Source organism: Novosphingobium album (ex Liu et al. 2023) (genome assembly GCF_029076845.1).
Classification (GTDB): Bacteria; Pseudomonadota; Alphaproteobacteria; order Sphingomonadales; family Sphingomonadaceae; genus Novosphingobium.
The window spans coordinates 96,452-113,222 of sequence record NZ_JARESE010000010.1; the positions used below are offsets into that span (position 1 = coordinate 96,452).

At 69.1% G+C, this 16,771-nt stretch carries 21 protein-coding genes; 16 read left to right on the forward strand and 5 right to left on the reverse strand.

All coding sequences use genetic code 11. The annotated features are described in order from the left end of the window. Position 1: 1 nt before the first annotated feature. The 16 genes from PYV00_RS03590 (at position 2) to PYV00_RS03665 (ending at position 12,285) form a co-directional block, all read left to right on the forward strand. On the forward strand, positions 2-310 hold the full coding sequence (locus tag PYV00_RS03590; protein ID WP_275226882.1) for a DUF6127 family protein: 309 nt from the start codon (positions 2-4) through the stop codon (positions 308-310). Then, positions 307-726 (forward strand): HK97 family phage prohead protease, encoded by a 420-nt coding sequence (locus PYV00_RS03595; protein ID WP_275226883.1) that lies wholly within the window; start codon positions 307-309, stop codon positions 724-726. Before PYV00_RS03590 ends, PYV00_RS03595 begins: the two co-directional genes overlap by 4 nt. A gap of 74 nt (positions 727-800) precedes the next feature. Then, positions 801-1,940 carry a phage major capsid protein gene (locus PYV00_RS03600; RefSeq protein ID WP_275226884.1) on the forward strand — a complete coding sequence of 380 codons (1,140 nt, stop codon included), beginning with the start codon at positions 801-803 and terminating at the stop codon, positions 1,938-1,940. 102 nt (positions 1,941-2,042) lie between these two features. Then, a complete protein-coding gene (locus PYV00_RS03605; RefSeq protein ID WP_275226885.1) occupies positions 2,043-2,591 on the forward strand; it encodes a head-tail connector protein in 549 nt (182 codons plus the stop codon). After that, a complete protein-coding gene (locus PYV00_RS03610; RefSeq protein WP_275226886.1) occupies positions 2,588-2,758 on the forward strand; it encodes a hypothetical protein in 171 nt (56 codons plus the stop codon). The genes PYV00_RS03605 and PYV00_RS03610 overlap by 4 nt, the downstream gene beginning before the upstream one ends. A 3-nt stretch (positions 2,759-2,761) precedes the next feature. Then, the gene (gene gp17, locus PYV00_RS03615) at positions 2,762-3,151 is read left to right on the forward strand and encodes a tail completion protein gp17 (RefSeq protein WP_275226887.1); all 390 of its coding nucleotides are present in this window, start codon (positions 2,762-2,764) and stop codon (positions 3,149-3,151) included. 26 nt (positions 3,152-3,177) lie between these two features. Further along, a complete protein-coding gene (locus tag PYV00_RS03620) occupies positions 3,178-3,585 on the forward strand; it encodes a phage major tail protein, TP901-1 family (RefSeq protein WP_275226888.1) in 408 nt (135 codons plus the stop codon). Beyond that, positions 3,582-3,899 carry a gene transfer agent family protein gene (locus tag PYV00_RS03625; RefSeq protein WP_275226889.1) on the forward strand — a complete coding sequence of 106 codons (318 nt, stop codon included), beginning with the start codon at positions 3,582-3,584 and terminating at the stop codon, positions 3,897-3,899. Before PYV00_RS03620 ends, PYV00_RS03625 begins: the two co-directional genes overlap by 4 nt. Then, on the forward strand, positions 3,896-4,093 hold the full coding sequence (locus PYV00_RS03630) for a phage tail assembly chaperone (protein WP_275226890.1): 198 nt from the start codon (positions 3,896-3,898) through the stop codon (positions 4,091-4,093). The genes PYV00_RS03625 and PYV00_RS03630 overlap by 4 nt, the downstream gene beginning before the upstream one ends. Next, positions 4,083-4,661 (forward strand): tail tape measure protein, encoded by a 579-nt coding sequence (locus tag PYV00_RS03635; protein WP_275226891.1) that lies wholly within the window; start codon positions 4,083-4,085, stop codon positions 4,659-4,661. Before PYV00_RS03630 ends, PYV00_RS03635 begins: the two co-directional genes overlap by 11 nt. Positions 4,662-4,672: 11 nt before the next feature. Next, positions 4,673-7,018 carry a DUF2460 domain-containing protein gene (locus PYV00_RS03640; RefSeq protein WP_275226892.1) on the forward strand — a complete coding sequence of 782 codons (2,346 nt, stop codon included), beginning with the start codon at positions 4,673-4,675 and terminating at the stop codon, positions 7,016-7,018. After that, positions 7,015-7,839 (forward strand): DUF2163 domain-containing protein, encoded by an 825-nt coding sequence (locus PYV00_RS03645; RefSeq protein WP_275226893.1) that lies wholly within the window; start codon positions 7,015-7,017, stop codon positions 7,837-7,839. Before PYV00_RS03640 ends, PYV00_RS03645 begins: the two co-directional genes overlap by 4 nt. Next, the gene (locus PYV00_RS03650) at positions 7,836-8,273 is read left to right on the forward strand and encodes a hypothetical protein (protein WP_275226894.1); all 438 of its coding nucleotides are present in this window, start codon (positions 7,836-7,838) and stop codon (positions 8,271-8,273) included. Before PYV00_RS03645 ends, PYV00_RS03650 begins: the two co-directional genes overlap by 4 nt. A 4-nt stretch (positions 8,274-8,277) precedes the next feature. Continuing rightward, positions 8,278-10,470: a phage tail protein gene (locus PYV00_RS03655; protein WP_275226895.1), complete on the forward strand. Its 2,193-nt coding sequence runs from the start codon at positions 8,278-8,280 to the stop codon at positions 10,468-10,470. Between the two features lie 42 nt (positions 10,471-10,512). After that, entirely contained in the window at positions 10,513-10,971 is a 459-nt protein-coding gene (locus PYV00_RS03660; protein WP_275226896.1) for a DUF2793 domain-containing protein, read from the forward strand. A 195-nt stretch (positions 10,972-11,166) separates the two neighbouring features. Next, positions 11,167-12,285 (forward strand): OmpA family protein, encoded by a 1,119-nt coding sequence (locus PYV00_RS03665; protein WP_275226897.1) that lies wholly within the window; start codon positions 11,167-11,169, stop codon positions 12,283-12,285. 168 nt (positions 12,286-12,453) lie between these two features. On the opposite strand, the gene queC is transcribed toward PYV00_RS03665, so the two are convergent. The 5 genes from queC to PYV00_RS03690 form a co-directional block, all read right to left on the reverse strand. Continuing rightward, entirely contained in the window at positions 12,454-13,149 is a 696-nt protein-coding gene (queC, locus tag PYV00_RS03670; protein WP_275226898.1) for a 7-cyano-7-deazaguanine synthase QueC, read from the reverse strand. Between the two features lie 72 nt (positions 13,150-13,221). After that, the gene (locus tag PYV00_RS03675) at positions 13,222-13,746 is read right to left on the reverse strand and encodes a hypothetical protein (RefSeq protein WP_342803793.1); all 525 of its coding nucleotides are present in this window, start codon (positions 13,744-13,746) and stop codon (positions 13,222-13,224) included. Further along, positions 13,746-14,654 (reverse strand): Hsp33 family molecular chaperone HslO, encoded by a 909-nt coding sequence (locus PYV00_RS03680; protein ID WP_275226899.1) that lies wholly within the window; start codon positions 14,652-14,654, stop codon positions 13,746-13,748. Before PYV00_RS03680 ends, PYV00_RS03675 begins: the two co-directional genes overlap by 1 nt. Beyond that, complete coding sequence (gene argF / locus PYV00_RS03685; protein ID WP_275226900.1) at positions 14,651-15,577, reverse strand: ornithine carbamoyltransferase; 927 nt, start codon at positions 15,575-15,577, stop codon at positions 14,651-14,653. Before argF ends, PYV00_RS03680 begins: the two co-directional genes overlap by 4 nt. Beyond that, on the reverse strand, positions 15,577-16,767 hold the full coding sequence (locus tag PYV00_RS03690) for an aspartate aminotransferase family protein (RefSeq protein ID WP_275226901.1): 1,191 nt from the start codon (positions 16,765-16,767) through the stop codon (positions 15,577-15,579). Before PYV00_RS03690 ends, argF begins: the two co-directional genes overlap by 1 nt. Positions 16,768-16,771: the final 4 nt, after the last annotated feature.

Consider the following 16,771-nt stretch of genomic DNA (forward strand, 5'->3'; position numbering starts at 1 on the left):
CATGAGCCAGAACGACATGCTGGCCGGCCTGCTGGCGCAGGCGGCTGACGACGGCGGCGATCTCGTGACCTTGCGCGCGATCGTCGAGGAAGCCAGCGAGCTCGGCGCGCAGCGGATGCTGACGCACATCGGCCTCGACGACGAACGCGCGCCGGGCGATCTTTCGGAGCTGCGCGAGTTGTTGCGCGCCTGGCGCGACGCCAAGGCCAGCGCGCGTTCGGCGGTGATCGGCTGGATCGTGCGCGGGCTGCTGGCGCTGCTGCTGCTGGGCCTGGCCGTGCGCTTCGGCGCGACGGGGCTGCTGCAATGATCCTGCCTCAAGCTCAGGACAGGCGACTGCGTTTCGCGGGCTACGCCGCGCTGTTCGGCAAGCGCGACGCCGGCCGTGACCTGATCCGCCAGGGCGCGTTCGCGCGCACGCTGGCCGAACGGCGCGATCCCGTCCCGCTGTTCTGGCAGCACCGCGCCGATATCCGCATCGGCTGGGTCGAGACCATCGCCGAGGACGCGCGCGGCCTGCGCATCGTGGCCTCGCTCGACAATCCGCAAGGCGCTGCGGGACAGGCGCTGCAACGCGGCGCGCTTACCGGCCTCAGCTTCGGCTATCGCGCGCGCGGCGGCCGCCACACCGTCGAGGGCCGCGAACTGACGGACATCGAGCTGTTCGAAGTCAGCCTCGTCACCCACCCGATGCAGCACGGCGCACGCGTCCACCTGATCGCCTAGCTGCATTCCGCAAATCCGCAGAAACTCTCCCGGCCGCCTTTGGGGCGGCCTTTTTCGTGAAAGGTGAATGCCCCATGGAAATGACCCCACCGGTCGAAGCGTTCGACGCCTCCTTCGACCTTGTCGCGCGGCAGGACGCGACCGAACAGGCCGTCGAGGCGCTGCGCGGCGATGTCGATGACGTGAAGGCCCGGCTCGACCGCGTCTCGCGCGCCGCCGCCCGCCCCGTGATCGAAGGCGCGAGCGCGCCCGCCAGCCCCGAAGTGAAAGGCTTCGTCGACGGCTATCTGCGCCATGGCCGCGAAGCCGAACTGAAATCGCTGTCCGGCGCGGTGCCGGCGGACGGCGGCTATGCCGTCCCGCGCGAGATCGACGCGCTGATTTCCGCCCGGCTCAGGAACATCAGCCCGATCCGCGCCATCGCCCAGGTGGTGCAGACCGGCACGGCAGGCTATCGCAAGCTCGTCACTACCGGCGGCACCGCTTCGGGCTGGGTCAGCGAAGTCGCCGCCCGCCCGGCCACCGCGACCCCCAGCTTCGCCGAGATCGCTCCGCCCTCGGGCGAGCTCTACGCCAATCCGGCGGCGAGCCAGGCGATGCTCGACGATGTCGCGTTCGACGTGCAGTCGTGGCTGGCCGACGAGATCGCGATGGAATTCGCCCGGGCCGAAGGCGCGGCCTTCGTCGGCGGCAGCGGCATCAACCAGCCCAAGGGCTTCCTTTCGGCGCCGAACAACGCCGTTGGCGATGCCACGCGCACTTTCGGCACGCTGCAGTATATCGTCTCAGGCGATGCCGACGGCTTCGATACCGCGCCCGAGCTGACCCTGATCGACCTCGTCCATTCGCTCAAGGCCGGTCACCGGCAAGGCGCGAGCTGGGTGATGAATTCGGCGACGCTGGCCGAAGTGCGCAAGCTCAAGGCCAGCGACGGGTCGTTCCTGTGGCAGCCGGGCCTGATGGAAGGCCAGCCCAACCGCCTGCTCGGCTATCCGGTGGTCGAGGCCGAGGACATGCCCGATATCGCCGCCGATGCCTTCCCGATCGCCTTCGGCAATTTCCGCGCCGGCTACCTCATCGCCGAACGCAGCGCGACGACGATCCTGCGCGATCCGTTCACCAACAAGCCTTTCGTCCACTTCTACGCGACCAAGCGGATCGGCGGGCAAGTGCTCGATTCCGACGCGATCAAGCTGTTGAAGATTTCGGCCTGACGGACGGCCGAACCTTCGCACCCGCGCCGTCGCACCTTCTCCGCGGCGCGGGTGCGAAACCCCGTATTTCCGCCCTTCCCGGCAACCTGATCGGAGATCCCCATGCAGCGGGTCATCCTCTCGCCACCCGCGCTTCCGTCCTCGGCGCTCGCCGAGCTGAAGCAGTGGCTCGGCATCACCACCACGCAGGACGACGCCCCGCTCACGGCACTGTTGCGCGCGGCGCTCCAAACCTGCGAAGCCTTCACCGGGCTCATGCCGATCGAGGCGGAATGCGAGGAGATGCTGCCTGCCTGCGCTGGCTGGCGCTCGCTCGCGACGCGCCCGGTGACGGCGATCACCGCGCTGGATGGCGTGACCGCGAGCGGCGACCGTTTCATCCTGACGACCGGCACTTACGACTTCGAACTGGACGCCGATGGCGCCGGCCGCGTGCGGCTGCTGGAAGCTGGCGCGGCAACGCATGTCGCGGTGCGGTTCACCGCCGGGCTCGCGCCGGACTGGGACGGGTTGCCCGACAGCCTGCGCCACGGGTTGATGCGGCTGGCCGCCCACCAGCACCGCGAGCGTGAGAGCGATGGTGCCGCGCCGCTGCCGCCCGCCTCGGTCGCCGCGCTGTGGCGGCCCTGGCGCCGGATGCGCCTGGCATGATCGAGGCCGATGCCGACACGGCCTTCGCCGGCCTCGCCGCGCGGCTGACCGCGCGCGCGCAAGCGCTGGCGCGGGCCGCGATCGCCCGGCGCCTTCTCAGCCATCGCGACGAGGCCACGCCATGGCGCCGCGCCGCGCTGCTCTGGCCGCTTTTCGCGAAAGGATAGCCCATGGAAGTGCCCTTGCGCGCCGCCCTCGTCGCCTGGCTGGCGGCCGATCCGGCGCTGGCCGGCGAGCTTAACGCCGTGACCGAGGAAGCCCCCTCGCGCACCAGCCCGCCCTGGCTGGCGCTCGCCGCCAGCGCCAGCACCGACTGGAGCTGCAAGACCGCCACCGGCCGCGAAGTGCGCATCGCGGTCGAGCTGCATTGCCGGGGCGACACGCCCGACGCCGCCGCCGCGCTGGTCGCCGCGATCGAGGCGCGGATCGAAAGCCTGCCGCGCGCGCAGGCGGGCTTCGCGATCGTCACCACGCAATTCCTGCGCGCCCGCGCCGAGCAGCGCGGCGAAAGCACGCGCGCGATCCTGCTGGAATACCGCTTCCGGCTGCTCGCCACCTGACCCTCATTCCCTGACGGAGACCCATCATGACCGCCCAGAAAGGCAGCGCCTTCCTTCTCAAGATTTCCGACGGCGGCACCCCCGCCGCCTACCAGACCGTCGCCGGGCTGCGCACCACGCAGATGAGCGTGACCGGCGACGCGGTGGTCATCACCAACAAGGCCAGCGGCGGCTGGCGCGAGCTGCTGTCGGGCGCGGGCGTGCGCGCGGTTTCGGTCAGCGCGGCGGGGATCTTCCTGGGCAGTGCCGCCGAGGCCCAGGTCCGCGCCAATGCCATGGCCGGCACGATCGACGATTACGAGCTGAGCTTCGAGGATGGCGCGAAGCTGCGCGGCCGCTTCCTCGTCCAGCGGCTCGACTACGCGGGCGATTTCAACGGCGAGCGCAATTACACGATGCAGCTCGAAAGCTCGGGCGAGGTCGTCCCGGCGTGACCGAGCGCCCCGCCAATCCCCATCGCGGCGAAGCGACGCTGACGATCGCCGGCACGCCGCATGTCCTGCGTCCCACCTTCACCGCGCTGGTCGCTGCCGAGGACGAACTCGGCCCGCTCTTCTCGCTGGTCGAGCGTGCGGGCGCGGGCGAACTGCGCCTTGCCGAAATGGCGGCGCTGTTCTGGCACTGCCTCGCCCATCGCGATGGCCTGACGCGCGAGGCGGTGGGCGAGGCAGTCATTCGACAAGGCCTGGCCGCCTGCGCCGCGCCGCTGCGCACGCTGCTGCGCCAGATCCTGCGCGGCACCGTGTGACCACAAGTTTCGGCGCGCAGGCGCTGGCGCTGGCGGGCCTCGCGGCGCGGGTGCTCGGCTGGCGGCCAGCCGATTTCTGGGCGGCGACGCCCGCCGAACTCGCCGCCGCGCTCGCGCTCGGCGCGGAAGCGGCCACGCCCGGTTTCGACCGGGCCGCGCTCGAACGGCTGATGGAAAACGAACATGGACGATGACATCGACAGCCTGCTGGTGGACGTGCGCGCCAGCACCGAGGGCTTTTCCCGCGATATCGCGGTGATGCGCGCCAGTGTGGACGGCAATCTCGTCGCCGGCTTCACCCGCGCCGGCGACGTGCTCGAACGCGGGCTGACCGGCGCGATCCGGCGCGGCAGCCTGGGGTTCGACGATCTCAAGCGCGTCGCGCTGGGCACGCTTGACGAGATCGCCGCGCAATCGGTCAAGACGCTGTTCGGCTCACTGGGTGGCGGCGCGACCGGCGGCGGCGGACTGGCGGGTGTGCTGGGCGGGGCGGTGGGCGCGCTGCTCGGCCTGCCGGGGCGCGCCACCGGCGGCAATGTCTCGCCCGGCCGCGGCTATGTCGTCGGCGAGCGGGGGCCGGAACTGTTCGTGCCGACCGCCTCGGGCCGGATCGAGCCGGCATCGGAGAATGGCGGCGGACGCGACGTGAAAGTCGCGATCCAGGTGGTCTCGCCCAGGGGCGCGAGCGTGCCGCAATCGCTGCAGCGCTCATCGCGCCAGGTCGCGAGCGCGGTGCGCCGCGCCATCGCGTTCGGCGGATAAGGGAGACGGCCATGGCATTCTGGCTTGCGGACAAGCGCGACGGGCAGGACTTCGACTATATCCAGCGGTTCGATCCGCGCTTCTGGACGGTCAATTTCCCGCGCCCGATGGTCGCCGCCGTCGTCAGCACCGCGCCCGACGCGCTGCGAGTGGACGCGACGTTCCTGCGCGAAGCCGATCTGGCGGGGCTGATCTGGGACAGCGTGGACCGCCACGATCACCCGCTGCTCGCTTACGCGACCGACCGCAACTATGCGCACACCACGCTCAGCTTCCGCTGGCGTTCGGGCGGCGTGATCGCGCTGGATGCGACCAACGGCCCCACCCTGACGATCGAAGGCCGCGATGCCGCCGGCGATCCGCATACCTGGTACGTCCGGCTGTGGAACTATGCCGAGGGCACGCCGGATGACGCACAGGTCACGCTGCGGTTTTCCGCGCTCGACGGCGGCTTCTACCTGCCCGATGAGGCCGACCCCGTCTGGCCGCGCCAGATCGACCGGATGTTCATCTCGCTGGTCGCCCCCGGCTATGTCATCGGCAGCGACGCGCCGCTGGCCGGGGCGGCCGAGGGCTGGGTGGAATTGACCGGCATCGCCTGCGGCGGCGAGCGCGCCATGCTGGAGATCGGCGATGTCGTCATCCCGCCGCATGGCCTCGCCGTCGCCACCGGGTTCGACGACAACGGCGTGCAGACGCCCGCGCGCCTGCTGCGCAATATCCGCCAGCTCGGTTACCGGGGATCGGTGGTCCATTATGTGGGCATGAGCCATTACTTCCGGCTGGCCCATGCCGATGGCGCCTTTCTCGCGGGCGGCTGGGGCGATCCCCTGAATGCGCCGGCGCGCGCGTGGCATCTGGCTTTCTTCGCCGAATGCGTGCGGCTGGGCTTCAGCCCGATCGCCTCGCTATCCTATGAACTGCTGGCGCAGCATTGCCCGCCCGACTGGAAGCAGCGCGATTACCTCGGCAACCCGTCCGAGACCGGGTGGGATCCGCCTTCCGCGCTGCTTTCCCCGGCCAACGACGCGGCGATGGGCTGGCTGCGATCGGCGGCGACGGCGCTGGTCGGCCTGATGATCGAGGCGGGCGCGCCCGTGCGCTTTCAGGTGGGCGAGCCGTGGTGGTGGACATTCGCCGACGGGCGCATCTGCCTTTACGACGACGCGGCCCGGGCGCGCTTCGGCGGCAACCCGCCGATCATCACCGACCTGCGCCTGACGGCGACCGCCGCGCAGAAGGCCCTGCTGGACCAGGCGGGCGAAGTGCTGGCCGAATCCACCGCCGCGCTGGTCGCGGCGGCGCGCGTGGCGGCGGCGCCGCTGGCGGTCGAGGCACTGCTGCTGATCTTTCCGCCCACCCTGCTCGATCCCGCCATGCCCGAACTGAAGCGCGCCAACCTGCCCGCCGCCTGGGCCGCGCCCGCGTTCGACCGGCTGCAAGTCGAGGATTATGACTGGCTCACTGGCGGGTCCGATGCTTTCCGCCGCCGCGCCTATGCGCAGATCGACGATCGGCTGGGCTATCCGCCGGGGGAGCAGGACTATTTCGCCGGCTTCGTGCTGAACCTCGAAGGCCGCGCCCAATGGCGGCGGATCGACGCCGGGATCGACGAGGCGCAAGCGCGCTGGCCGCACGAAACCGTGGTCTGGGCCCTGCCGCAAGTTGTCCGCGACGGTTACGTGCGGCTGCCCGCGCCGCCCGGCGCAAACCAGGAGAGCGAGGACATGCAGGCTTTCGACGACGTGCTCTACCCGCTCGCGCTGGGGCGCGAGGCCACGGTGATCCCCGAATTCTCCACCAGCGTCGCGGTCACCGCCTCGGGCTTCGAGCGGCGCAACAGCCTGTGGTCGAATGCCCGGCTGCGGATCGATGTCGGCCCCGGTATCCGGTCCGAGGCGGAACTGGGCGAACTGATCGCCTTCTACCGCGCCCGGCGCGGCGCGGCGCGCGGCTTCCGCCTGCGCGACCCGTCGGACTACAGCTCCCACGGCATGACCGGCGCGCCGACGATGCTTGATCAGGTGCTGGGCACGGGCGACGGCATGCGCTCCGACTTCGCGCTGGTGAAGCGCTACGGTTCGGACGCGGCACAGCAGGAACGCCGCATCACCCGCCCGCGCTTCGATACGCTGATGGTCAGTGTCGATGGCATCGCCACCGTCGCCTGGACGCTGGCCGATGGCGGCGTGATCCGCTTCGCCGATCCGCCCGCCGATGGCGCCGAAGTGCGGGCCGGCTTCCTGTTCGACGTGCCCGTCCGCTTCGCCGAGGACCAGCTTGAGATCTCCGGCGTCGCTTTCGCCGCCGGCGAGGCGCCCAGCGTGCCGGTGGTCGAGATCAGGGAAGCGGCATGACGCGCGCGTGGTTCTCCGGCGATCTCGAAACCATCGCCACGTTCTGGCAACTGCTGCGACGCGACGGCTTCGCCTTCGGCTTCACCGCGCATGACCGGGACTTGTGGTTCGATGGCATCCTCCATCGCGCCTCGCCCGGCATGATCCCGTCCGCCTTGCGCAAGTCGGGCGATTTCGAACCGGACAGCGCCGACGTGCGCGGCGCGCTGTCGCACGATGCGATCCGCGCGCGCGACCTGGCCGATGGCCGCTTCGACGGCGCGCGGGTGCGCATCGGCGTGATCGACTGGGAAAGCGGCGAGCGCGAAGTGCTGTATCGCGGCGCGATCGGCGGCGTGACCGAGGAAGACGGGCATTTCGCGGCCGAGCTGGTCTCGCGCAAGGCCGATCTGCTGCGCGATCCGGTGCCCCGCACCAGCCCCGCCTGCCGCGCGGCGTTCTGCGGGCCGGGCTGCACGCGCAACCCCGCGTTCCACACGCGCGAGGCGCAAGCGCTGGCGCTCGACACCGCGACCAACGCGATCGCGATCACCGCCGGCCTGGCCCCTGCCGATCACGTCGGCGGCATGGTGGTGTGGCTGGACGGGCCGCAGGCGGGCAAGCGGATGCAGGCCGTGGCGCTGAACGAAGCGGGCAAGCTGGTGCTCGATACCCCGATTGATCCGGCAACGCCGCCCGGCACGCCGATCCTGATCCGCGAAGGCTGCGACCACACGCTCGATACCTGCGCGACCCGCTTCGGCAACGCGGTCAATTTCCAGGGCGAACCATTCCTGCCGGGCAATGACCTGCTGACGCGCTATCCCTCGCCCCCGGCATGAGCGACCCGGCTCACGGCGAGGCGCTTGCCCGCGCCGCGCGCGCGCTGGTCGGAACGCGCTTTCGCCTGCATGGCCGCGATCCCCACGGCGGGCTGGACTGTATCGGCGTCCTCCACGCCGCGCTCGGCGCGCTTGGCCGCGAACCGCCGCTGCCCAACGGCTATCCGCTGCGCGCACGCACGCCGGGGCCGGTCGAAGCTCTCGCCCGGCGCTGCGGCCTCCGGCCCGCCGACGGCCCGATCGCGCCGGGCGATGTGATGCTGGCGCGGCCCGCGCCGCTGCAGCACCACGTGCTGATCGCGGTGGGCGGCGCGCGTTTCGTCCACGCCCACGCCGGCCTGCGCCGCGTGGTGATGGGCCCGATACCGCCCGAATGGCCCATCATCGGGCACTGGCGTCTGGCATGGGCGCCTGACGCCCAAGACATGAGGTGACACGATGGCAACGCTTGTTTTCGGCGCGATCGGGACCGCGCTGGGCGGTCCGCTGGGCGGCGCGATCGGCGCGCTGCTCGGCCGGCAAGTCGATACGCTGGTCTTCGGCAGCCCCAACACGCGCGGGCCCCGGCTGAAGGAGCTGGAAGTCACCACGTCGAGCTATGGCACGCCGCTGCCGCGCCACTTTGGCCGGATGCGCGTGCCCGGATCGCTGATCTGGGCGACCGAACTGACCGAAAGCAGCGATACCCAAGGCGGCGGCAAGAGCCAGCCCTCGGTCACCACCTACAGCTACACCGCCAGTTTCGCCGTCGCGCTCGCCAGCCGGCCGATCCAGGGCATTGGCCGGATCTGGGCGGACGGACGCCTGCTGCGCGGCGAGGCGGGCGATCTCAAGGTGCCGGGAAGCTTGCGCCTGTACACGGGCGAGCGCGATCAGGAACCCGATCCGCTGATCGCCGCCGATGTCGGCCCCGATCGCTGCCCGGCCTATCGCGGCCTTGCCTATGTGGTGTTCGAAGCGCTCGACCTGGCCGAGTTCTACAATCACCTCCCGGCGCTGACTTTCGAAGTGATCGCCGACGATACCGTCTCGCTCGCCCAGGTGGTCGGCGAAGTGATCGCGGATTGCGATGCCGCGGTCTCGCTTGACGGGCTGGCGGGGCTGACGTGCGAGGGGCCAGTGGCCGAGACGCTGGAACTGCTCGATCCGCTGTTCCCGCTCGACGCCGATGCCGGCGGCGCGTTGCTGACGATCGCGCGCGCGCGGCTGCAGGGTGAGCCGATCGCCTTGCCCGAGCCGGCCGTCGCGGTGGCCGACGATGCGTTCGGCGGCGCGGCGGGCTTTTCGCGGCGCCGGCTGCCGCAGGCCGATCCCGCGCCCGCGGTGCTGCGCTATTACGATCGCGATCGCGACTATCAGCCCGGCCTGCAGCGCGCGGCGATCCGGCCGTCGCCCGGCCAGCCGCGCACGATCGAGCTGCCCGCCGCGATGAACGCGGATGCGGCCCGCTCCCTGATCGAGCGCACCGCCCGCAAGCTCGACTGGTCGCGTGACCGGATCGCCTGGCGCATGGCCGCGCTCGATTCGGCGATCGCGCCGGGCGCCTGCGTGACTCTGCCGGACCGGGCCGGGACCTGGCGCGTGCTCGACTGGGAATGGCGCGAGACGGGCGTCGAGCTTTCGCTCGCGCGGATCGCGCCCACCGGCGCCGATGCCGCGCCGGGTGGCGCCGCCGATCCCGGCCAGCACAATCCCCCGGCCGATCTGGCCGCCCCGCCCACCAGCCTGCTCGCTTTCGAACTGCCGTGGACGGGCAATGGCAGCGGCGATGCGCCGTCGCCCTTCGCCGCGCTGTCCTCGCCGGGCGCCAACTGGAGCGGCGCGGCGCTTTATCGCGACAACGGCGATGGCGCGTTGCTGCCGCTCGGCCCCGGCGGGCGCACGCGCAGCGCGATCGGCACGGCCACCAGCACCCTGCCCGCCGCCCATCCCCTGCTGTTCGACCGGCATTCGACGCTGACCGTCCAGCTTGTCGCGTCCGATCTTGATCTGATCAACGCCTCGACCCGCCAGCTCGCGCTCGGCGCCAACCTCGCGCTGGTCGGCGACGAGCTTGTGCAGTTCGCGCAAGCGATCCCGCTGGGCGAAGGCCGCTGGCGGCTCGGCGCCTTCCTGCGCGGCCGGGCCGGCACCGAAGGCGCGGTGGCGGGGCATGGGGCCGGCGAACCCTTCGCGCTGCTCGACGGCCGGCCGCTGCCGCTCGACCCCGCGCGGGTCGGGACCGTGCCCGATGCCAGCATCGTCGCGGTCGGGCTGGGCGATGCCGAGCCGGTCGAGGCGGCGATTCGCCTGCGCGGCATCAGCGTGCAGCCGCTCTGCCCGGTACATCCGCGCGCCAGGATGCTGCCCGATGGCACCTTGCGGCTGAGCTGGACTCGCCGCGCACGAGGCGCGTGGCAGTGGATCGACATGGTCGACGTGCCGCTGCACGAGGAGTTCGAACGCTATCGAATCGATTTCGGCCCGTCCGAAACGCCGCTGGCCACCTGGGTCGCCAGCGAGGCGCGGCTCGATATCCCGGCCGCGACGCTGGCCGGCCTGGCCGCGCTGCTGCCCGGCGGCAGCTTGTGCGTGCGGCAGGAAGGCACCCACGCGCTTTCGCCACCGCTGCTGCTGGCCAGCCTCGGCTGACAGCCCGCCGCCCCATCAGCCCACCACCCAAGGAATCCTGTCATGAGCGATCCCCTGACATTTGACAGCGCCAGCCCGCGCCTGGGCCTGCCCCTGCTGTTCGCCGGCCAGTCGCAGAAGGAAGTCTTCGTCAACGAAGCGCACGCACTGGCCGATGCGCTGCTGCATTGCGCGATCGAGGGCGAAGCGGCGGCGCCTCCCGCCTCGCCGACGGAAGGGGAGAACTGGCTGGTCGCGGCCGATGCGACCGGCGACTGGCTCGATCGCGATGGCGCGATCGCCTGCCGCCAGGGCGGCAACTGGCTGTTCGTCACGCCGATCGACGGGATGCGCGTGCTCGACCGTTCGACCGGCCAGGATCTGCGCTATTTCGCCGAATGGAAAAAAGCCGACGCAGTGGTGGAACCTTCCGCCGGTTCGACGGTTGACAGCGAGGCTCGAACCGCGATCGGCTCACTGATCCTTGCGCTTCGGGCCGCGGGCGTCTTGCCCGCGAGCTGAGCCGGGGCTAACGGGAAACCGGGGGAGACTTTCGTGCCATTACTGAAGCGATCTGGCTTTATTAAATCACACCAAGCCCCCGAAATCGCGGCATCTTTGCAACAGTCGCACGCATTGCCTGCTTGCGCGGCCATTGCAGAGGGGTTAGACACAACTGCACTCGGTGGATCCATATCTCTCAATAGGGGAAACATAATGAGGAAACTCGTCATTGGGATGGCGCTGGCTTCGTCCGCTATCGCCACTCCTGCTTTGGCGCGCGAAGGTGCCTGGTACCTTGAACTCGATTTCGGTCCGATGATCGTCGAAGACTCGGATTTCGATATCGCGTCGGTCAACAACGCCGCTTCGCTGAACTCCGACTATGGCGTCGATGGCGGCGCTGCTCTCGGTTACGATTTCGGCATGTTCCGCCTCGAAGCGGAAGCCAGCTATCGCACGGCCGACAACGATGACCTGGCCGTGCTGGGCAATCCGCGCGTTCCGGGCCTGAGCACCACGAACCTGGTCTCGGGCACGTTCAACAACCCGCATGGCGATGCCAACGTCCTGTCGTTCATGGTCAACGGCCTGCTCGACTTCGGCGATGACAATGGCATCCAGGGCTTCGTTGGTGGCGGCGTCGGCGTCAGCCGCGTCGACTACAACGTCTCGCTCACCCACGCCGGTCCGGGCTTCCTGGACGATACCGACAGCGGTTTCGCCTGGCAGGTTCTCGCGGGCCTTCGCGCTCCGCTGACCGACCACTGGGACGTGGGCATCAAGTATCGCTTCCACAACGTGGACAGCGTCGGTCTGGTCGATTCGGCCGGTCGTTCGGTGGATACCCGCTGGCGTTCGCACTCGGCGATGGGCAGCCTGATCTACAACTTCGGTGGTGCCGAAGCGGCTCCGCCGCCGCCTCCCCCGCCGCCGCCGCCGCCTCCCCCGCCGCCCCCGCCGCCCCCGCCGCCGGCCGTGGTCTGCAACAAGGGCCCCTACATCGTGTTCTTCGACTGGGATAAGTCGGACATCACGCCTGAGGCCGCGGGCATCCTCGACAGCGCGATCAGCGCCTATGGCAGCTGCGACAATGTTCCGATCATGCTGGCCGGCTACACCGACCGTTCGGGCACCGTGCAGTACAACCAGGGCCTGTCGGAACGTCGTAACTCGTCGGTCCGCTCGTACCTCACCGCGCGCGGTATCCCCGACGGTGCGATCTCGAGCCAGGCCTTCGGCGAAGCCAACCCGCGCGTTCCCACCGCCGACGGTGTGCGCGAGCTGCAGAATCGCCGTGTTGAGATCACTTACGGTCCGGGTTCGGGCATGTAAGTCAGCCGACATCGGCAAAACGATTGGGGGCCGGAGCGATCCGGCCCCTTTTTCGTGGGCGGTCCTGTCGTTTGCGGAGAATATGCGCAAGCAGAAAGAAGCGGCTTTTGACGGCTACAGGTGAAGGACGCCCCCTCACGGTGCCGGCGCCGCAAGCGGCGTTGCGGATCAGGCCGCGTAAGGCGTGGGGTCGACCAGCCCGGCCTCGGCGAAGCCGGCCTTGCGCAAGCGGCAACTGTCGCACAGGCCGCAGGCGGAGCCATCGGGCTGGGGATCGTAGCAGGACCAGCTCAGTCCCGGATCGAGGCCCAGCCGCTGCGTCTCCAGCGCGATCTGCGCCTTGGAATGGTACTGCAGCGGCGCGTGAATCTTGAAGGGCGTGCCTTCCGCGCCCGCCTTGGTCGCCAGCGAACCAAGCTGCTCGAAAGCGGCGATGAATTCCGGCCGGCAATCGGGATAGCCCGAATAATCGAGCGCGTTCACGCCGATGAAGATGTCGCGCGCACCCAGCGCTTCGGCCCAGGCCAGCGTCAGCGACAGGAAGACGAGGTTTCGCGCGGGCACGTAAGTGACCGGAATATCCTGCCCCACGCCGTCCTTGGGCACCGCGATCTCATCGGTCAGCGCCGAGCCGCCGAACTGGCGCAGATCAAGCGGCAGAATGACATGGCGGCGCGCGCCCAGCCGGGCCGCGATCACTTTCGCCGCTTCGATCTCGCGCCGATGCCGCTGGTTGTAATCGATGGTCAGCGCATTGATGCCGAAGCCGGCCTCGCGCGCCATCGCAGCGGAAACCATCGAATCGAGACCGCCGGACAGCAAGACCACGGCTTCGCGGTTGGTAGTGGACGAAGAACTGCTCATCCCGTCGCGCTAGAACCCACAACCGCGCATGACAATGCCCGAAGGCTCACCGAAACCGGGCCAGACCGCGGGTCAGCCGCGACACTCGCCGGTCCGCCGCGCTTCCGCGGCGAAGGAAAACGGAAAGCCATTGGCGATGCCCTGGCTGTCGATCTGCACCAGGCTATTGGTTTCGCGCCGGATATGGGTGCGCCCATAGCCCTGCCCCTTGCAGGTATACTGGACCGTCACTTCGCTCGCCCCGTCATCCAGGACGACCTGTTCGCAGCGCAGTTGCGGGTGGCGCAACTGGATCAGCCTGCGCCCGTTATCTAGGCAAATCCGCTCGACCCGAGCTTCATCGCCGCGCACGCGCAGTTCCCAATTGCCGCGATCGAGATGATCGAGCATCGTCAGCACCGGCTTTTCAACCGGCACCGGCGCTGCGGATACCAGACACATTCCCAGAGCAGCCGTTCCCAGAACCCGCAGCGGCTTCATCCAGACAATCCCATTCATGCAAACGCCGATCCCGCGCACTTGGCAAAACCCGATCCGACATATAGCATCCCAGACGCCATCGACCAAGCGTGCATCCTGCACGACCAGTCGAGCCATCACGCCGGTATCCGCAAAACCTTCGAGCAGAAGGCGCAATCGACCGGGATCAGGCCGTCCGGGTCACGCATTTCCGCGCGCTCGTCCTCGGGAAAGCGCCGCAGGATCTCCTGATAGTGCTCGACCGAGCAGCGGCACCCACGCGTGATCGGCGAAAGCGGCTCGACGCGGACCTCGCGCTCTTCATGGAACAGCCGCCAGACCAGATCTTCCTGCGTCAACGCCGGATCCACCAGTTCATCGTGGCGAACGCTGCCGGCCATGATCGCGACATGGGCCCATTCGGGATGGTCGCCCTTCACATGCAGGCGCTCGCGGCCTTCCTCGCCTTCGGGGAAATGCTGGACGAGCAGGCCGCCGGCGACGCAGCGATCGCCTGCCGCACGGATCGCGACTCTGAGCAGGGTGGGCACTTGCTCCGACTGGGCGAAGTAAGCCTCGCAAGCTTCGGCCAGCGAGGCGCCCTCCAGCGGGACAATGCCCTGATAGCGCTCATTGGTGACGGCCAGATCGAACGTGATCGCCAGATAGCCTTCGCCGAACAGTGCGGAAAGGCGCGGGTTCGCGCCGATCCGGCCCAATTGCTCGGGATTGTGCCGGGCATAGCCGCGCAACTCCCCGCAACGATAGTCGCAGACGAGCAAGTCCACCGCGCCGCCCTCCGCCTGCGCCTGCAAGGTGAGCTGGCTGCCCTCTTCCTTCAGCAGCGATCCCATCAGCGCCGTCAGCACCAGAGCCTCGGCCAGCAAGTGCTTGATCGCCGCGGGATAATCGTGCGCGGACAGGATCGTTTCCAGCACCGGACCCAGCCGCACCACCCGGCCGCGCGCATGGCGATCGGGCACGGTGAAGGCCAGCACCCGGTCGAACCCGGTCTCGTCCGACCGGATCAGGTATGCGTCGCTCACAATTGTCCCAGGGCCCAGCGCAAGATCGACTTCTGCGCGTGGATGCGGTTTTCCGCCTCGTCCCAGACGGCCGATTGCGCGCCGTCGATCACTTCGCCGGTCACTTCCTCCTCGCGGTGGGCGGGAAGGCAATGCAGGAACACGGCGCCGGGATCGGCCTGCGCCATCAGCGCCACATCGACCTGGAACGGCCGCAACGCCGCGATATGCGCTTCGCCACCGGCCTGCCCCATTGAAACCCAGGTATCGGTGACGACGACTTGCGCACCCGCCACCGCTTCGCGCGGGTTCTGCGTGAGCAGGACTTCGCCGCCGGCGCCACGCGCCCGCGCGATGAAATCGGCGTCGGGCTCATAACCCGCGGGCCCGGCGAAGCGGACCGTGAACTTCATCAACCCGGCCGCCTCGATCAGCGAATTGGCGACATTGTTGCCATCACCCAGCCAGGCCACTTGCAGGCCGGGCAAGGCGAAGCCGCGCTCCAGCACCGTGAGCAGGTCGGCAACGATCTGGCAGGGGTGCGACAGGTCGGTCAGGCCATTGATCACCGGCACATCGGCGTAGTGCGCCAGTTCCTCGATCTTGGCGTGATCGTCGGTTCGGATCATGATCGCGTCGACCATGCGGCTGAGCACGCGCGCGGTATCGGCGATGGTTTCTCCGCGCCCGATCTGGGTGCTGCCCGATTCCATGATGATCGCACTGCCGCCAAGCTGGCGCATCGCCATGTCGAACGAAACGCGCGTGCGCGTCGAATTCTTCTCGAAGATCATCGCCAGGACGTGGCCGGCCAGCGGCGCATCGGCATCGGACTTGCCCTTGGGCAGCCCCACGCGCGCCGCCTTGCGGTCCAGAGCATCGCCGAGAATCGCCGCGAGCGCGTTGCCGCCCGCGTCAGTCAATCCGAGGAAATGCCGCGGCATCAGGCCGTCTCCATGGGCTGAAAGCTGGCCGATGCGGCCGAAAGCTTTTCCATGAATTCATCGATATGGCTGTCGTCGATAACCAGCGGCGGGACGATCCGCACCACGTTGTCACCGGCCGAAACCGTCAGCAGCTCATGGTTGTCGCGCAGATGCGCGACGAAGCCGCGCGGCTCCACCTTCAGCTTCAGGCCGATGAACAGGCCCCGGCCCCGAACCAGCTCGAACAACTCGGGATAATTGCCGATGAACTGCTCCAGCCGCGTCCGCAAACGCTCCCCCTTGGCGCGCACATCCGCCAGGAATGCCTCGTCGGCGATAACGTCAAGCACTGCCTCGGCCGCCGCCATGGCCAGCGGATTGCCGCCATAGGTCGATCCGTGCGTGCCGATCACCATGCCGCGCGCCGCCTTTTCGGTGGCAAGGCAGGCGCCGAGCGGGAAACCGCCGCCGATGCCTTTCGCGGTCGCCAGAATGTCGGGCTCGATGCCATATTGCTCATAGGCATAGAACGTGCCGGCGCGGCCGACGCCGCTTTGCACTTCATCGAGCACGAGCAGCAGGTCATGCTCGTCGCAGAGCGCCCGCAGCCCTTGCAGGAAGGCTTCGTCGGCGATGCGGATGCCGCCTTCGCCCTGGATCGGCTCGACCAGGAAGCCGGCCGTATGGGGCCCGATCGCCGCCTTGGCCGCTTCGAGATCGTTGAACTCCACATAGCGGAAGCCGGGGAGCAGCGGCAGGAAGCCCTTGTGCATCTTCTCCTGGCTCGACGCGCTGATCGTCGCCAGCGTGCGGCCGTGGAAGGCGTTGTTGAACGTGATCAGCTCGAACTTGTGGTCGTTGCCGTCATGCTGGTGATAGGCGCGCGCGGTCTTGATCGCGCATTCCACCGCCTCGGCGCCCGAATTGGTGAAGAACACCGTATCGGCGAACGTCAGATCGACCAGCCGCTGGGCAAGGTGTTCACCCTGCGGGCTGCCATATAGGTTCGAGACGTGCATCAGCGTTTCCGCCTGGCGCTGGATCGCGCCGATCAGCCCCTTGTGCGAATGCCCGAGCGCGTTGACCGCGATGCCGCTGGCGAAATCGAGGAATCGGCGGCCATCCTCACCGATCAGGTGGCAGTGCTCGCCACGCACGGGCCTCACGCCGCACCGGGGGTAAACGGGCATCAGCGGGGTGATCGACATAACC

Bases quoted from the DNA above. Each gene is read 5' to 3' on its own strand.
- PYV00_RS03655 (WP_275226895.1), top strand. From the start codon at position 8,278: ATGGCAACGCTTGTTTTCGGCGCGATCGGGACCGCGCTGGGCGGTCCG.
- queC (WP_275226898.1), bottom strand. From the start codon at position 13,149: ATGAGCAGTTCTTCGTCCACTACCAACCGCGAAGCCGTGGTCTTGCTG.
- PYV00_RS03660 (WP_275226896.1), top strand. From the start codon at position 10,513: ATGAGCGATCCCCTGACATTTGACAGCGCCAGCCCGCGCCTGGGCCTG.
- PYV00_RS03595 (WP_275226883.1), top strand. From the start codon at position 307: ATGATCCTGCCTCAAGCTCAGGACAGGCGACTGCGTTTCGCGGGCTAC.
- PYV00_RS03650 (WP_275226894.1), top strand. From the start codon at position 7,836: ATGAGCGACCCGGCTCACGGCGAGGCGCTTGCCCGCGCCGCGCGCGCG.
- gp17 (WP_275226887.1), top strand. From the start codon at position 2,762: ATGGAAGTGCCCTTGCGCGCCGCCCTCGTCGCCTGGCTGGCGGCCGAT.
- PYV00_RS03665 (WP_275226897.1), top strand. From the start codon at position 11,167: ATGAGGAAACTCGTCATTGGGATGGCGCTGGCTTCGTCCGCTATCGCC.
- PYV00_RS03645 (WP_275226893.1), top strand. From the start codon at position 7,015: ATGACGCGCGCGTGGTTCTCCGGCGATCTCGAAACCATCGCCACGTTC.
- argF (WP_275226900.1), bottom strand. From the start codon at position 15,577: ATGCCGCGGCATTTCCTCGGATTGACTGACGCGGGCGGCAACGCGCTC.
- PYV00_RS03635 (WP_275226891.1), top strand. From the start codon at position 4,083: ATGGACGATGACATCGACAGCCTGCTGGTGGACGTGCGCGCCAGCACC.
- PYV00_RS03620 (WP_275226888.1), top strand. From the start codon at position 3,178: ATGACCGCCCAGAAAGGCAGCGCCTTCCTTCTCAAGATTTCCGACGGC.
- PYV00_RS03640 (WP_275226892.1), top strand. From the start codon at position 4,673: ATGGCATTCTGGCTTGCGGACAAGCGCGACGGGCAGGACTTCGACTAT.
- PYV00_RS03605 (WP_275226885.1), top strand. From the start codon at position 2,043: ATGCAGCGGGTCATCCTCTCGCCACCCGCGCTTCCGTCCTCGGCGCTC.
- PYV00_RS03690 (WP_275226901.1), bottom strand. From the start codon at position 16,767: ATGTCGATCACCCCGCTGATGCCCGTTTACCCCCGGTGCGGCGTGAGG.
- PYV00_RS03675 (WP_342803793.1), bottom strand. From the start codon at position 13,746: ATGGCTCGACTGGTCGTGCAGGATGCACGCTTGGTCGATGGCGTCTGG.
- PYV00_RS03610 (WP_275226886.1), top strand. From the start codon at position 2,588: ATGATCGAGGCCGATGCCGACACGGCCTTCGCCGGCCTCGCCGCGCGG.
- PYV00_RS03600 (WP_275226884.1), top strand. From the start codon at position 801: ATGGAAATGACCCCACCGGTCGAAGCGTTCGACGCCTCCTTCGACCTT.
- PYV00_RS03590 (WP_275226882.1), top strand. From the start codon at position 2: ATGAGCCAGAACGACATGCTGGCCGGCCTGCTGGCGCAGGCGGCTGAC.